Annotated in this window: 17 protein-coding genes; 9 read left to right on the top strand and 8 right to left on the bottom strand. The window is 71.0% G+C overall.

Annotation, left to right across the window (positions count from 1 at the left end; genetic code table 11):
* Positions 1 to 34: 34 nt before the first annotated feature.
* Complete coding sequence (locus ACH54P_RS24670) at positions 35 to 811, top strand: NAD(P)H-dependent oxidoreductase (protein ID WP_489905750.1); 777 nt, start codon at positions 35 to 37, stop codon at positions 809 to 811.
* Here the strand turns inward: ACH54P_RS24670 and ACH54P_RS24675 are convergent.
* Entirely contained in the window at positions 795 to 1,544 is a 750-nt protein-coding gene (locus ACH54P_RS24675; RefSeq protein WP_489905751.1) for an SDR family oxidoreductase, read from the bottom strand. The genes ACH54P_RS24670 and ACH54P_RS24675 overlap by 17 nt on opposite strands.
* A complete protein-coding gene (locus ACH54P_RS24680) occupies positions 1,541 to 2,401 on the bottom strand; it encodes an NAD(P)-dependent oxidoreductase (RefSeq protein ID WP_489905752.1) in 861 nt (286 codons plus the stop codon). The genes ACH54P_RS24675 and ACH54P_RS24680 overlap by 4 nt, the downstream gene beginning before the upstream one ends.
* A gap of 82 nt (positions 2,402 to 2,483) precedes the next feature.
* Between ACH54P_RS24680 and ACH54P_RS24685 the strand changes: the two genes are divergently transcribed.
* Positions 2,484 to 2,843 (top strand): winged helix-turn-helix transcriptional regulator, encoded by a 360-nt coding sequence (locus tag ACH54P_RS24685; RefSeq protein WP_489905753.1) that lies wholly within the window; start codon positions 2,484 to 2,486, stop codon positions 2,841 to 2,843.
* On the opposite strand, the gene ACH54P_RS24690 is transcribed toward ACH54P_RS24685, so the two are convergent.
* Complete coding sequence (locus tag ACH54P_RS24690) at positions 2,815 to 4,005, bottom strand: FAD-dependent monooxygenase (protein WP_489905754.1); 1,191 nt, start codon at positions 4,003 to 4,005, stop codon at positions 2,815 to 2,817. The two genes, ACH54P_RS24685 and ACH54P_RS24690, sit on opposite strands and share 29 nt — an antisense overlap.
* A 73-nt stretch (positions 4,006 to 4,078) precedes the next feature.
* On the opposite strand from ACH54P_RS24690, the gene ACH54P_RS24695 reads away from it, so the two are divergent.
* A complete protein-coding gene (locus ACH54P_RS24695; protein ID WP_489905755.1) occupies positions 4,079 to 4,681 on the top strand; it encodes a TetR/AcrR family transcriptional regulator in 603 nt (200 codons plus the stop codon).
* 90 nt (positions 4,682 to 4,771) lie between these two features.
* Here the strand turns inward: ACH54P_RS24695 and ACH54P_RS24700 are convergent, their stop codons facing one another.
* Positions 4,772 to 5,335, bottom strand: a complete 564-nt coding sequence (locus tag ACH54P_RS24700; protein WP_489905756.1) for a flavodoxin family protein — start codon at positions 5,333 to 5,335, stop codon at positions 4,772 to 4,774.
* Between the two features lie 79 nt (positions 5,336 to 5,414).
* On the opposite strand from ACH54P_RS24700, the gene ACH54P_RS24705 reads away from it, so the two are divergent.
* The 4 genes from ACH54P_RS24705 to ACH54P_RS24720 are packed head-to-tail and all read left to right on the top strand — an operon-like array spanning position 5,415 to position 8,473.
* Positions 5,415 to 5,831: a MarR family winged helix-turn-helix transcriptional regulator gene (locus ACH54P_RS24705; RefSeq protein WP_489905757.1), complete on the top strand. Its 417-nt coding sequence runs from the start codon at positions 5,415 to 5,417 to the stop codon at positions 5,829 to 5,831.
* Positions 5,832 to 5,887: 56 nt separating this feature from the next.
* On the top strand, positions 5,888 to 6,685 hold the full coding sequence (locus ACH54P_RS24710; protein WP_489905758.1) for an SRPBCC domain-containing protein: 798 nt from the start codon (positions 5,888 to 5,890) through the stop codon (positions 6,683 to 6,685).
* Positions 6,686 to 6,719: 34 nt separating this feature from the next.
* Positions 6,720 to 7,826 (top strand): sensor histidine kinase, encoded by a 1,107-nt coding sequence (locus tag ACH54P_RS24715; protein WP_489905759.1) that lies wholly within the window; start codon positions 6,720 to 6,722, stop codon positions 7,824 to 7,826.
* The gene (locus ACH54P_RS24720) at positions 7,823 to 8,473 is read left to right on the top strand and encodes a response regulator (RefSeq protein ID WP_489905760.1); all 651 of its coding nucleotides are present in this window, start codon (positions 7,823 to 7,825) and stop codon (positions 8,471 to 8,473) included. The genes ACH54P_RS24715 and ACH54P_RS24720 overlap by 4 nt, the downstream gene beginning before the upstream one ends.
* Here the strand turns inward: ACH54P_RS24720 and ACH54P_RS24725 are convergent.
* The gene (locus ACH54P_RS24725) at positions 8,457 to 9,239 is read right to left on the bottom strand and encodes a GNAT family N-acetyltransferase (RefSeq protein WP_489905761.1); all 783 of its coding nucleotides are present in this window, start codon (positions 9,237 to 9,239) and stop codon (positions 8,457 to 8,459) included. The genes ACH54P_RS24720 and ACH54P_RS24725 overlap by 17 nt on opposite strands.
* 54 nt (positions 9,240 to 9,293) lie before the next feature.
* Here ACH54P_RS24725 and ACH54P_RS24730 point away from each other — a divergent pair, with 54 nt between their 5' ends.
* Both ACH54P_RS24730 and ACH54P_RS24735 read left to right on the top strand, forming a co-directional pair.
* Complete coding sequence (locus ACH54P_RS24730; protein WP_489905762.1) at positions 9,294 to 10,931, top strand: acyl-CoA carboxylase subunit beta; 1,638 nt, start codon at positions 9,294 to 9,296, stop codon at positions 10,929 to 10,931.
* Complete coding sequence (locus ACH54P_RS24735; protein WP_489905763.1) at positions 10,928 to 11,143, top strand: acyl-CoA carboxylase subunit epsilon; 216 nt, start codon at positions 10,928 to 10,930, stop codon at positions 11,141 to 11,143. The genes ACH54P_RS24730 and ACH54P_RS24735 overlap by 4 nt, the downstream gene beginning before the upstream one ends.
* On the opposite strand, the gene ACH54P_RS24740 is transcribed toward ACH54P_RS24735, so the two are convergent.
* The 3 genes from ACH54P_RS24740 to ACH54P_RS24750 form a co-directional block, all read right to left on the bottom strand.
* A complete protein-coding gene (locus ACH54P_RS24740; protein ID WP_489905764.1) occupies positions 11,140 to 12,522 on the bottom strand; it encodes a hypothetical protein in 1,383 nt (460 codons plus the stop codon). The genes ACH54P_RS24735 and ACH54P_RS24740 overlap by 4 nt on opposite strands.
* A 70-nt stretch (positions 12,523 to 12,592) precedes the next feature.
* Positions 12,593 to 13,045, bottom strand: a complete 453-nt coding sequence (locus ACH54P_RS24745; protein WP_489905765.1) for a MarR family winged helix-turn-helix transcriptional regulator — start codon at positions 13,043 to 13,045, stop codon at positions 12,593 to 12,595.
* 9 nt (positions 13,046 to 13,054) lie between these two features.
* Positions 13,055 to 13,948: an LLM class flavin-dependent oxidoreductase gene (locus ACH54P_RS24750; RefSeq protein ID WP_489905766.1), complete on the bottom strand. Its 894-nt coding sequence runs from the start codon at positions 13,946 to 13,948 to the stop codon at positions 13,055 to 13,057.
* Between the last annotated feature and the right edge of the window lie 46 nt (positions 13,949 to 13,994).

Raw genomic sequence — 13,994 nt, forward strand, 5'->3', positions numbered from 1 at the left:
GATCGAGCCCGGCGGCCGCGTGATCATCGAGGTCATGAACGTGTTGTGGGTTTTCGCGCATCCCGAGCCGCGCTCGCTGAGCGGGGCCCTCCGTGACGACGGGCTCCGGACGCTCCGCGAGCTCGGGCACGACGTCCGGGAGTCGGATCTGTACGCGATGAAGTGGAACCCGGTGGTCGACGCGGCCGATTTCGGCGGCGAAGCCGGGGACGAACGGCTCGTCGTCGGGGCGACGTCGGCCCGCGCGCACGCCCGCGGCGAGCTGAGCCCGGACATCGTGGCCGAGCAGGAGAAGCTCGACTGGGCGGACGCGGTCGTCGTGCAGTTCCCGCTGTGGTGGTACGGCCTGCCGGCGATCCTCAAGGGCTGGTTCGACCGCGTCTTCGTCAAGGGATTCGGCTACGGCGTCCGCGCCGAAGACGGCCGCACCCTGCGCTACGGCGAGGGCAGGCTCGCGGGCAAGCGCGCGATGGTGGTGCTCACCGCGGGCGCCCGCGAACCGGCCCTCGGGCCACGCGGGGTGAACGGCCCGCTGAACGACGTCCTGTTCCCGCTGCACCACGGGACGCTGTTCTACGCGGGGATGTCCGTCCTGCCGCCGTTCGCGGTCTGCGGCGCCGACCGGGTGTCAGCCGAGCAGTTCGCCGAGGCGCGGCAGCACCTGCGCACCCGCCTCGGCACCCTGGACTCGACCGACCCGATCCCCTTCCGCACCCAGAACGGCGGCGACTACGACGACGACCTCGTCCTGCGCCCGGACCGCGCGCCGGGGGTCACGGGCCTGGCCGCCCACCTCACGCGGGCACTGTGAGCCGCTGGCCCAGTCCGCCGTCGACGGGGAGGTCGGCGCCGGTGGTGAACGTCGCCTCGAAGGCCAGGAACAACACTGCCGCCGCCACCTCCTCGGACGTCGCGTGGCGCTTCAGCGGTGTGATCTCGTCGCCGGTTTCCTTGAAGGAAGCGAGAACTTCTTCCGGGACGCCGGTCACGCCCATCGTCGGCGTGTCCGTGTACCCGGGGCTGACCACGTTGACCCGGATCCCGCGCGGCGCCAGCTCGGCCGCGTACGTCCGGGCGAACGACCGGACCGCCGCCTTCGCCGCGGAATACAGCCCCATGCCGGCGATCCCCGCCTCCGCCGCGACCGAAGTCGTGAACACGAACGAACCACCGGACCGGACCAGCGGGGCCAGCCGCTGCGCCGTGAAGTACGCGCCCTTGGTGTTGACGTCGAAGGTCCGGTCGTAGAGCCCGGGCGTCGCCTCCTCGTACGGCGTCAGCGTCGAGAACCCGACGTTGACGAACACCAGGTCCAGCTCGCCCAGCGTTTCCGCGGCCACCGCGCCCAGCTCGGAGACGTCGTCCAGGCGGGCCGCGTCCGACGACAGCAGGTGCGCCTTGCCCGGCAGCTTCCCCGCCAGTGGCGAGACGTCCCGGCCGGTCAGCAGCACCTCCGCGCCGCCGTCGAGCAGGGCGCGCACCACCGCCAGCCCCATGCCGTGCGTGCCGCCGGTGACGACGGCCTTCTTCCCCAGGTACTTCACCGGATCTCCTCGATGACGCTCGCGATCGCGTGCGCGCCGTGGCCCGCCGCCACCGCGCGGTCGAACAACTCCCGCAGCACGGACGGCACCGCCGTGCCGATCCCCTGCGCGCGGCTCGTCTCCACCAGCAGGCCGAGCCCGGCCGCGTTGATGTCCAATGCGGACACGTCGGTCTCGTAGTCACCGCTGGCCACCTGCGCGCCCATGCCCGGCAGGAACCCGCCGACCGCCGAAAGCCACCCCAGCGCCATGGGTGTGAACTGCTCCGGCGTGACGCCCTCGGTGCCGACCAGGGCGAGCGCGTGCAGGTAGCCGCCCATCGTCGACCACATGATGCCGAGCAGCGCCAGGTCGTACAGCGCCGCCATTCCGGCGTCTTCGCCGAGGAACACCGGCTCTCCCAGCACCGAGAGAGTCTCGCGGTGCGCGGAGAACGCCGCCTCCGAACCGCCGTAGAGGATCCGTGCTTCCGGTGTCCCGATACCTTGCGGCACGGCCATGATGACGCCGTCCACGTACTCGACGCCTTCCGAAGCCGCCCACTTCGCGACGCCGCGGGCCTGCTCCGGCGTCCCGGACGTGAGGTTGACCAGCGTCCGGCCCCGCAACGAAGCGGCGTCGAGCACCGGCTGTTGAGTGTCATACGTGGACAGGCAGCTGATGACGACGTCGGCCGACGCGGCGGCCTCCGCCGGCGTGGCGGCGAGCCTCGCCCCACGGTCGAGCAGCGGTCCCGCCTTGAGCGGCGACCGGTTCCACACCGAGACGTCGTGTCCCGCCCTCAAGAGCGCTCCGGCGAGGGCGGCACCCATCCGCCCCAGGCCGAGCACGCTCACCTGTTTCTTGCTTTCTCCCATGGGTTCCATGCTGCGGGCGCGCTTTACACTGGACAAGTACCGACTAATAAGTCAGGTACCCACCAAAACGTAAGGATCCTGCATGCAGCCTCGGACGTACCGCTGCGGACTGGACGCCGCCGTCGACGTGATCGGCGGCCGCTGGAAGGCGCTGATCCTGTGGGCCTTGCACGCCGAGCCGCTGCGCTTCGGCGAACTGAAGCGGAAGGTGTCCGGCATCAGCGAGAAGATGCTGATCCAGGCCCTGCGGGAGCTGGAGGCGGACGAGATCGTGCACCGCGAGGTGTTCCACGAAATCCCGCCGAAGGTCGAGTACTCGCTGACCGGACTGGGTCAGCGGCTGAACACCGCGTTGCTGCCGCTGGGCGACTGGGGCGAGGAGAACATGGCCGGGATCGCGAAGCGCCGGGGCGTCACGCCGGCACCGTCGCATACGGCTTGAGGGTGATCGCGTTGCCCGCCTTGAGCGGCAGCTCCTCGATCAGCCTGCGCCACGGCAGGTACGGCAGCAGCCGGTAGTTGAGGTTGCGCAGCCGGATCCACGCGCGGGTCGGCGGGACGAACCACTTCCCGTTGCCCTGGGCCAGTTTCTGGCAGGCATCGACGAACCCGCGCATCTCCTCCTGGTACGCGCGGAACGCCGTCACGTGGTCGCCGCCGGCCGCCGCGAGCTCGCCCGCCAGCACGTACGCGCCGACGATCGCGAGGCTCGTCCCCATGCCGGACAGCGGCGCGGCGCAGTACGCGGCGTCGCCGGCCAGCGCGACGCGGCCGCGCGAGTACGAGTCGAGCTTGATCTGGCTGGCCGAGTCGAAGTAGAAGTCCGGCGCCTCCCGCATCGCTTCGAGCAGCTTCGCCGTCTCCCAGCCGACGCCGCCGAACCTCTCCTCGACGATCCGGCGCTGCTGCCCGACGTCTCGGTGGTCGTAGCCGAGCGGGTCCGAGCCGAACCAGAACAACGCCTTGGCCTCGGTGTTGTCCCGCGCGCTGTAGACCCCGACCGTGCGGTTCGGCTCGTTGTAGAACCGGCCGGTGCGGTCGAGGCCGAGGTGGTTCGGCACGGTGAAGATCGAGACGTAGTAGCCGAGGTCGTGGCGGAACCGCGACTCGTCGCCGAAGACCAGTGAGCGCACGTTCGAGTGCAGCCCGTCGGCCCCGACGACCAGGTCGAACTCCCGCGGCTCGCCGTGCTCGAAAGTGACCGTGACGCCGTCGCCGTGCTCGGTGATGCCGGTGATCGAGTCGCCGAAGACGTATTCGACGTCGTCCTTCGTGGCGTCGTGGAGGATGCGCGAGAGGTCGCCGCGGAGGACCTCCAGCTCGCCGCTCTGGAACGTCGACGGCGTGACCACCAGCGTCCGGTCGTCTTTGTCCACATAGGACACATCGCCCATCCGGGTCGCGGCCGCCTCGACCGCGTCGAGCAGGCCCATCCGGTCGAGGACGCGCAGCGACGCGCCCCGGAAGTCGACCGCGTAGCCGCCATCGCGCAGCCGAGGTGCGCGTTCGACGACCGTCGGCGTGAAGCCGTAGCGGCGGAGCCAGAAGGCCAGGGCGGGGCCGGCGACACTGGCGCCGGAGATGAGGACTCGTCCGTTCTGCATGCCGAGAACCATAACCGCGATTTGGGCGATCGCGCAAGACGATCGCCTAAGGCGTTCGTGCTAGTCTGCGCCCATGGGTAACCGAGAGGCGCTCCTGGCCGGCGCGAAGCAGTGTCTGAACGAGAAGGGCTACGCCCGCACGACCGTGCGGGACCTGGCCTCGGCGGCGGACGTGAGCATGGCCGCGATCGGCTACCACTTCGGCTCCCGTGAAGCGCTGCTCAACGCCGCCCTCATCGAAGCGAACGAAGAGTGGGGCGAGACGCTGGCGGAGACCCTGCGGGTCGAGACTCCGCCGGACGCGTCGCCCGCCGAGCGGTTCGAGCTGATCTGGCAGCGCGTCATCGAGTCGTTCCCGGAGCACCGGCGGATGTGGGCGATGACGTTCGAGGCGTACGCGCAACCGGACCTCGACGAAACCGTCCGCGCCCAGCTGGCGAACGCCCTCGAACTGGCCCGACACGGGCTGGCGAACCTCTTCCAGGGCCTCGACGACGGGAGCGACGAGGCCCGGGCCGCCGGCACGGTGCACCAGGCCCTGCTCTCGGGCGTGATGCTCCAGTGGCTGATCGACCCGGACCACGCCCCCTCGGGCGCCGACCTCGTCCGCGGCCTGCGCCTGATCGCGAAGGACGTCCAGACGTCGGCTGGACCTGGCCCGGCGTCGCCGGCCTGACCTGCGCCCCGGGCGCCGGCTCGCCCTGGCGGTACCGCCGGGCGGCACCATCACGGTGCCGGCCCCGACGCCCGTCGCCGCCGGGCCGGCTCAAGCCGTGACCAGCTCCGCGCCGGCGAAGAACGTCCGCGCGGCCGACATCGCGTCGGCGTCCTCGAGCACGTCACCAGGACGGCTGCCGTTGCCGAGCAGCACCCCACCCCAGTTCATGCCCAGGTACTCCGCGCAGAGCTCGAGAGTGCCGATCAGCGGCTGGGCCTCGCGCGCCGTCTCACTCAGGACGCTGACGCCCCACAGCGTCTTGCCACGCATCCGCGGCTTGAACTCCACCGGCAGGCGCATCCAGCCGGACCAGTAGTCGAGGTAGAGCTTCACACTCGCCGCCACCGAGTACCAGTACACCGGGGACGCGATCACGATGTCGGTCGCGGCGAACGTCGCGTCCATCAGGAGCTGCTCGTTCTCCCCCGGGTCCGGGTGGTCGCCGGCGCCGTGCCGTCGGTCTTCGAAGGGCGGCAGCGGCACCTCCGGCAGCCGGATCCAGCGCTGCTCGTGGTCGCGGGGCAGTTCCTTCGCGGCCCGCCTGGCCAGCATCTCCGTGTTGCCCCCGGCCCGCGCGGCGCCGACCAGGAACAGGAAGCTGCGGTCGCTCATGTCCGAACCCCTCCAGTTATTTGCATGTACATATAAATACTGTCCCTGGACTATCCTGGACGTCAAGAGGAGGCCCGAAATGACCGTCGACGAACAGGCTTGGGGCCGCGTGCTCGTGCTGCACGCCCGGATCGAGCAGGAGCTCGCGAAAGCCCTGCAGCGGCGCCACGGGCTCGGCCTGTCCGAGTACCGCGCGCTCGGCAAACTGGTGGCCGGCCCGAGCGGCGGCCTGCGAATGCAGGAGCTCGCCGAGGCGATCGGGCTCAACCAGAGCTCGGTCAGCCGCATGTGCGCCCGCCTCGAAGACGCCGGCCTGACCCTTCGCGACCTGTGCGAAGACGACCGCCGCGGCGTCTACTCGGTGATCACCGACGCCGGCCGCAAGCGCTACGCCGAGACCGAGCCGACGTACTGCTCGGTGCTGCGGACCGCGCTCGACAAGGCCGCGGGCGATCCGGAGCTCGCCGCCGCGGTCGTCGCCGTCCGCGGCGCTTGACCCGAATATTCCGCAGTGGTTATATACCGACACAGGCAACCTAACGGGAGGACGCCGTGTCCGGACGCGCGAAGCTGCAGACCGTCGACGAACGCCCCGTGCTCAGGCTGGAGCGCCGCCTGAAACACGCCCCCGAGAAGGTCTGGCGCGCCCTCACCGACCCGGGCGAGCTCGAGCACTGGTTCCCCGCCAAGGTGGACGTCGAACTGCGCGACGGCGGCGCCATCCGGTTCACCTTCCCCGGCGAGGACACCACGACAACCGGGCACGTCGTCACCGTCGACCCGCCGCGCGAGTTCACGTTCGTCTGGAACGACGACACCCTGCGCTGGCTGATCTCCCCCGACGGCGACGGCAGCCTCCTCGAGTTCACCCACACCTTCGGCCGCGGCGACCCGGCGATCGCGAAGCTCGCCGCGGGCCGCAACGCCGCCGGCTGGGAGGTCTGCCTCGACGCCCTCGACGCGCGCCTCAGCCGACGCGGCTTCGAGCAGCCGACGCAGTGGCACGACCGGATGGCGTCCTATGTGGAGGAATTCGGCCTCGACGAGGGAGAGGTCCTCGAAGACGGCACGATCCGCTTCCGCCGCGACCTCGTCTGGAAGCCGGTGGACGAGGTGCGCGCGCTCCTGCCCGAAGAACCCGGCTGGCAGGTGGTCCAGGACCCGTTGGACGGCACGCGCGTCGAGTTCACCGAAGCGCCCGAAGACGACGTCCCGGCCCAGCTCGCCCGGCGGCACGAGCAGCTCGACAAGCTGTTCGCCGCCACCCACGGCGTCACCCTGCCGGACTGGACACCCGACCGCGTCGAGGCCGTGAAGAAGAGGTACGCGGAGCGTCCGACCCAGGGTTGACGCGCGAGCCCGGAGTCCGCATTACGTTCGTGTCATGCGCATTCGGGCGGCTCTGGACGTGCTGGCGGTCCTGCTGCTGGCGATCGGCGCCGGCGGCAACCTCGCCGCCGGCGCGTGGTCGCTGCCGTCGTGGCTGCCCGCCTGGCTCGGCTGGACGATCCTGCTGACGAGCGTCACGCCGATCGTGCTGCGGCGCTGGTGGCCGAAGCCCGCCTACGTGCTGTCCCTGGTCCTGACCGCGGCGGCGGTGCCGATCGGCGGGCCGGTGCTGGCCATCGCCGTGGTTTCGGCGGGGTGCGCGCTCTACACGTTCGTCGTGCACCGGGGCAGCCGGGCCTCGCGGATCGGGTTCGTGGCCGGGCTGCTGGGGATCGGCGTGCTCGGGTTCGCGGTGCCGAACCCGAGCACGGCCACGACCGTGAACTTCGGCGCGTCGGCGCTGATCGTCGGCTTCGCGCTCGGCATCGCCGTGCACGGACGCCGCGAATACGCCGCGATCGAGCGGGAGAACCACGCGCGGGAGGCGGTGACGGCGGAACGGCTGCGGATCGCGCGCGAGATGCACGACGTCGTCGCGCACAGCATGAGCCTGATCGCGGTCAAGGCGGCGGTCGGCAACCACGTCGCCCTGGAGCAGCCCGACCAGGCGCGGGAAGCGTTGCGCGTCATCGAAGACACCAGCCGCGAGACCCTGGCCGAGCTGCGGCGGATGCTGGGCGTGCTGCGGGACGGCACCGGCGTCCCGGCCCTGGCGCCCGCCCCGACGCTCGACAACCTGCGCGCGCTCACCGACCGAGCGCAGCTGGCGGGCGCACTGGCGGTCGACCTCGCCGTCGACGGGCTCGACGAGCTCCCGGGCGGCGTCGGCCAGTCGGTGTACCGGATCGTGCAGGAGGCACTGACCAATGTGGTCAAACACGCGGCCGCGAAGACGTGCCGGATCCGCGTCACCGGCGGCGACGGCGAGGTGAGCATCGAGGTGCTCGACGACGGCCGCGGCGGCGAGGCCGTGCCCGGCCACGGGCTGATCGGAATGCGCGAACGCGTCGCCGTCTACGACGGGGAGTTCTCCGCGGCCCCTGCGGAAACCGGCTTCCGGGTGTTCGCCCGGCTGCCCTACGAAACGGCGGTGGCCCGATGACGCGCGTCCTGATCGCCGACAACCAGGCGCTGCTGCGGGGGAGTTTCCGCGTGCTGGTCGACAGCGCACCGGGCCTGACGGTGGTCGGCGAGGCCTCCGACGGCGTCGAGGCGGTCGCGTTGACGCGGCGGGAGCAGCCGGACGTCGTGCTCATGGACGTCCGGATGCCGGAGATGAACGGCATCGAGGCGACCCGCCGGATCTGCGCCGAGTCGGCCGTCCGGGTGCTGATGCTGACGACGTTCGACCTCGACGAATACGTGTACGCGGCGCTGCGCGCGGGCGCGAGCGGCTTCCTGCTGAAGGACACCCGCCCGCCGGACCTCCTGGCGGCGATCGAGATCGTGGCCTCGGGCGAGGCGCTCCTGGCCCCCTCGGTGACGCGCCGCCTGGTGGCCGAGTTCGCCCGGCTCCCGACGGGCCCGGTGACCCGCCTCGAAGGGGTGACCGCGCGCGAACAGGAGGTGCTGGCCCTGATCGCCCGCGGGTTGTCGAACGACGAGATAGCGGGGCGGCTGCACCTGGGCATCGCCACGGTGAAGACCCACATCGGCCGATTACTGCACAAGCTCGCGGCCCGGGACCGGGCCCAGCTGGTGATCGCGGCGTACGAGTCCGGACTGGTGCGGCCTACATCGCCCGGGTGAACGGCGCGAACCGCATCGACGGGTCGCCGGGCAGCGCGCGGCCGCCCAGCACCAGCCTCGGTGCCGGGGCCGTCGGGACCAGCCCGCGCTCCCGGACCCACGCCGTCAGCGAAGGGAACCGGAAGTCCGGATCGACCCGCACCTCCCCCCGCGCCGACCGCGCGACCCCGCGGATCAAGGCCTTCGCCTGTTCCTCGGAGCCGGCGACGACCGGGCCGATCACCGTCACGTGCCCGATGTCCACGCCGAACGCGAAGCCGCCGTCCACCACGTACGGCGTTCCCAGCCGGTCCAGCAGCGGCCGCCGGTCGACGCCGTGGGCGAGCCGGTCCAGCCGCGGGACCGAGGCGAAGTCGCCGGGAGCGGCACCCGGCCCACCGTCGTCGGCGAAGGTGCCGACGTGGCCCTGGCAGCCGCCGCCGGCCACGAAACCCATCGACTCGTACAGCGGCCGGCCGAACTTCGAGGCGTGGAGCCAGACCACCCGCTCGCCGGCCGCCGCGATCGCGTGCGCCGTGATCGCCCGGCCCAGGCCCCGCCGCTCGTACCGGGGCGCGACGAGCACCATCGAAATCGACGCCACCGACCCGAACGCCACGAGGGCGGCCGTGGCGGCCAGGCCGTCGCCGTCCGGCGCGGCCACCCCGAACACCTGCCCGACCTCGTGCAGCAGCGCCCACTTCGGCGGCTCGCGCGGCCACGACCGGGACTCCGCCAGGTCGGAGCACGCGGACAGGTCGGCAGCACCCAGCACCCGGAAAGCCATGGACGTTGCCTACGCCACACGCGAAGTGACCGACAAGTAGTTAAGCTCCCGAGAATGAGCAGTGCGACGGAGCCGCTCGGGACGCCGCCCGAGGACGAACCGGACATTCACACCACGGCCGGCAAGCTGGCCGACCTGTACCGCCGTTATGACGAGGCGGTGCACGCGGGCTCGGCCCGCGCGGTGGAGAAGCAGCACGCCAAGGGCAAGAAGACCGCGCGCGAGCGGATCGAGCTGCTGCTCGACGAAAACTCGTTCGTCGAGCTCGACGAGCTGGCCCGGCACCGCTCGACCAACTTCGGCCAGGAGAAGAACCGGCCGTACGGCGACGGCGTCGTCACCGGCTACGGCACCGTCGACGGCCGTCCCGTCTGCGTGTTCAGCCAGGACGTCACCGTCTTCGGCGGCAGCCTCGGCGAGGTGTACGGCGAGAAGATCGTCAAGGTCATGGACCTGGCCATCAAGACCGGCCGCCCGATCATCGGCATCAACGAGGGCGGCGGCGCGCGCATCCAGGAGGGTGTCGTCTCGCTCGGCCTGTACGGCGAAATCTTCAACCGCAACGTCAAGGCGTCCGGCGTCATCCCGCAGATCTCGCTGATCATGGGCGCCAACGCCGGCGGGCACGTCTACTCCCCCGCGCTGACCGACTTCATCGTGATGGTCGACGAGACCTCGCAGATGTTCATCACCGGCCCGGACGTCGTCAAGACGGTCACCGGCGAGGACGTCACCTTCGAGGAGCTCGGCGGCGGCCGCACCCACAACACGAAGTCCGGCGTCGCGCACTACCTGGGTTCCGACGACGAGGACGCGATCGCCTACGTCAAGGAACTGCTCTCCTACCTGCCGCAGAACAACCTGTCGGACGCCCCGGTGTTCGAGCCGTCCGACAGCCCGGCCGGCTTCTTCGACGACGTGACCGACTCCGACCGCGAGCTCGACACGATCATCCCGGACTCGCCGAACACCCCGTACGACATGCACGAGGTGATCACCCGCGTCCTCGACGACGGCGACTTCCTCGAGGTCCACGAGCTGTTCGCACCGAACATCCTGGTCGGCTTCGGCCGCGTCGACGGCCGCAGCGTCGGCGTCGTCGCCAACCAGCCGACGCAGTTCGCCGGCTGCCTCGACATCGACGCGTCCGAGAAGGCCGCGCGGTTCGTGCGCACCTGCGACGCGTTCAACATCCCGGTGCTCACCTTCGTCGACGTCCCGGGCTTCCTCCCCGGCACCGACCAGGAGTGGAACGGCATCATCCGCCGCGGCGCGAAGCTCATCTACGCGTACGCGGAAGCGACCGTCCCGCTCGTCACGGTCATCACGCGCAAGGCCTACGGCGGCGCGTACGACGTCATGGGCTCCAAGCACCTCGGCGCCGACATCAACCTCGCCTGGCCGACCGCGCAGGTCGCGGTGATGGGCGCCCAGGGCGCGGCGAACATCGTGCACCGCAAGACCCTCGCCAACGCGGCGAACGAGGGCAAGGACGTCGACGCCCTCCGCGCGCAGCTGATCCAGGAGTACGAGGACACGCTGCTCAACCCGTACGCGGCGGCCGAGCGCGGCTACGTCGACTCGGTGATCGTGCCGGCGCACACACGCGGGCACATCGCGCGGGCCTTGTCGCTGCTGCGCAACAAGCGTGAGTCGCTGCCGCCCAAGAAGCACGGGAACATCCCGCTGTGAGCGACGAAAAACCCCTCCTGAGGGTGGTCCGCGGGAACCCGAGCGACGCCGAACTGGCGGCGTTGACGGCGGTCGTCGCCGCGGCGTCGGCCGCGAAGGCGCCGGAGAAGCCGAAGCCGCGTACGTCGTGGTGGGGCGATCACGCTGCTTCGCTGCGTAGACCGCTCCACCCCGGCGAAGGTGCTTGGCGCGCTTCGGGCCTCCCCAGCTAGCTCACGGTGACGGCGGTGTCGTCGACGACGAAGGACGTCTGAAGCTGTGAGCCTTCTACGCCGCTGAAGGTGAGCGTCACCGACTGGCCCGCGTACGCGGACAACGAGAAGCTTCGCTGCTGATAGCCGCTGGCCGCGTTGAGGTTGCTGTACGTCGCCAGCGTCGTGCTGCCCGCCTTCACGGTCAGCTTGTCGTACGCGGTCGTGCCCGTCTCGGCCGTGTCGATGTGCAGCCAGAACGAGAACGTGTACGCCGAACACCCGCTCGGCAACGTCACGGTCTGGCTCACCGTGTCCGTGTGCGCCGAACCGTAGCCGTCGAGCCAGGCACTCCAGGTTCCGGTGCGGGCGGGCTCGTCGGTGCTGTGCTGGCCGATCACGCTCGCGGACGCCGTCCAGGCCGTGGCCCCCGATTCGAAGCCCGGGTTGGCGAGGAGCTGTCCGGCCGTGCACCCGCCCGGCGGCGGGGTGGAGGTGCCGCTGCCCGCGAGCCACGCCGTCGCGTTGAGGCCGAGCGCCGCGTTGTCAGCGGTGGAATCGGTCCAGCCGTTGTAGAGGGTGTTGCCGGACTGGCCGGTGCCGTCGTCGATGGTCGAGCTGTCACCCCAGATCGCGACGCGGCCGGAGCCGAAGGTGCTCGTCACGAAGAAAGCGTTGGAGTTCCCCGGCGACGACGTGCTCAGGTACGCGAGGCCCTTCACGTTCGCGTTGTCCGCGGGCTTGAGGGTGAACGTCGTGCCGTTGGCGATGAGGCTGTGCTTGACGGTGCCGAAAGCGCCGTTGAGCACGGGGTTCGTGGTGTCGCCGATGGCCACCGGGTGGTCGCTGGAGATGTTCTTGAGGTCGACCGAGAAGCCGAACGGGTCGGTGTTGTCGACGCCGTTGTTCGTCATCAGGTCGTTGATGATCTCCGGGGAGTCCCAGCCGTCGTTGTTGCGGTCGCTGCCGGTGTGGTCGGAGATGAGGAACAGGCCGCCGCCGTTCTGGACGAACCGCAGGACGGCGGTCTTTTCGGACGCGCTCAGCACGACGTTCGGTTCGGGCAGCACGAATTCGTCGAAGTTCTGGAGGTCGAGCGCGCCGCTGGTGCCGTAGGTGATGGTGCTGCCCGGCGGCAGCGTCTTGAGGCTGTACTGCCCGGTCTTCTGCAGCGCGACCCCCCACGCCGAGAGCGCGCCGGTCCAGTCGGTTTCCTTCTGCGGCGCGGAGTTCTGCGCCGTCGGGTCGGGCTGGGAGGTGCCGACGACCCAGTCGGCGTTGCCCGCCGTCTCGGCTTTGGTGTTGTCGAACAGGACGCGGTGGACGGTCGCCGCACCCGCCGGCACGGCGAGCAGGCCCGCGGCGAGCGCGGCGACAGCGAAGGGGATGAGGCGCTTCATGGTGCTCCTCGGCGAAAGGGGAACCTGGCGCTCCCACTGTCACCCGGCCGCGGCCCGACGAAAGTCGGGTTCAGACCACGTCGAGGAACACCGTCGGGACCTCGTTGTCCCGCACCACCCGACCCAGCAGGGACGCGAGCCGGTCGCGGTCCGGGGTGGCCAGACCCGCTGCCAGTTCGTCCACGCGGCGGCACGTCGCCGCGTAGAACTCCTCCGCCAGTTCGCGGCCTTCCTCGGTCAGCACCACGTGCACCGCGCGGCGGTCGTCCGGGTCGGGCTCGCGGCGCACGAGCCCGCGCCGGACCGCGCGGTCGACCAGGCCGGTGAGGCTGGACTTCTCCAGCCCGAGCGTCGCGCCGAGGTCGCCCATGCCGTACGGCTGCGCCATCAGCACGCACAGCAGCTGCCCCTGCTGCACGGTGAGCCCGTACTCGCGCGCCGACTCGGCGTAGACGGCGTTCACCAGGAACGACGCCCGCACGAGACCGGCCACCACACCGAGGTCCTCCCCGCGTTTCCCCATCACGCCAGCCTACTTCGCGACGGCTTCCCGCACGGCGGGCACGATCTCCCCGGCCCAGCGCGCGGTGGCGGCCTCGTCGGGCGTGCTGCCGCCGGGGCCGAAGAGCACGAACCCGGCGGCGCCGTGCTCCAGCACCGCGCCGGTCAGCTCCTCGACCCACTGCTCCGGCGAGCCGCCGATCCAACGGCCGTCGTCGGTGCGGGTGGCGCGCAGCGGTTCCGCCGTGATGCGGCCGGGGAAGTTGTAGACCGTCGCGATGTCGGCGGGGTCGCGGCCGGCGTCCACCGCCGCTTTGTCGATCACCGGGCGGGACGTGCGGTAGCGCTCGCTCAGCCAGTCCGCGGCGTGGCCGGGCATCCACCCGTCGGCGACGCGGCCGGTGACGGCGAGGGACTTCGGCCCGACCGAGCCGGTCCAGACCGGCGGCATCGGCGTCGCGGCCGGTTCGAGGTCGGTGACCCGGTAGAACTCGCCGTCGAACGTGACCGGCTCGCCACCCCCGCCGAGCAGCTTCACCAGCCGGATCCCCTCCTCGAACGCGCGGACGGCCTGGCCCGGGGTCAGCTTCGTGATGCCGAGCCGGGCGATGTCGTCCCAAAGCCCGCCGACCCCCATGCCCAGCACGATCCGGCCGCCGCTCAGGGCGGACAGCGACGTGACGGTGCGGGCGAGCATCGGCGCGTGCCGCGTCGGCAGGTTGGTGACGCTGACCAGGCCGGCGACCCGTTCGGTCCGCCCGAGCAGGACGCCGATCTCGGCATACGCGTCGAGGCGGTCCGCGTGGTAGGGGTGATCGGACACCGTGACCAGGTCGAGCCCGGCCCGATCGGCCTGCACGGCCAGCCGCAACGTCTCGGCCGCGGCGGCGACCGCCGTGGACACACCGATACCGAAGTGCACCATGATTCCTCCCAGTTTTAGTTCGCACTACGAACTTAGTGTACATAGT

This window comes from Amycolatopsis sp. N2S4-7, assembly GCF_058119595.1.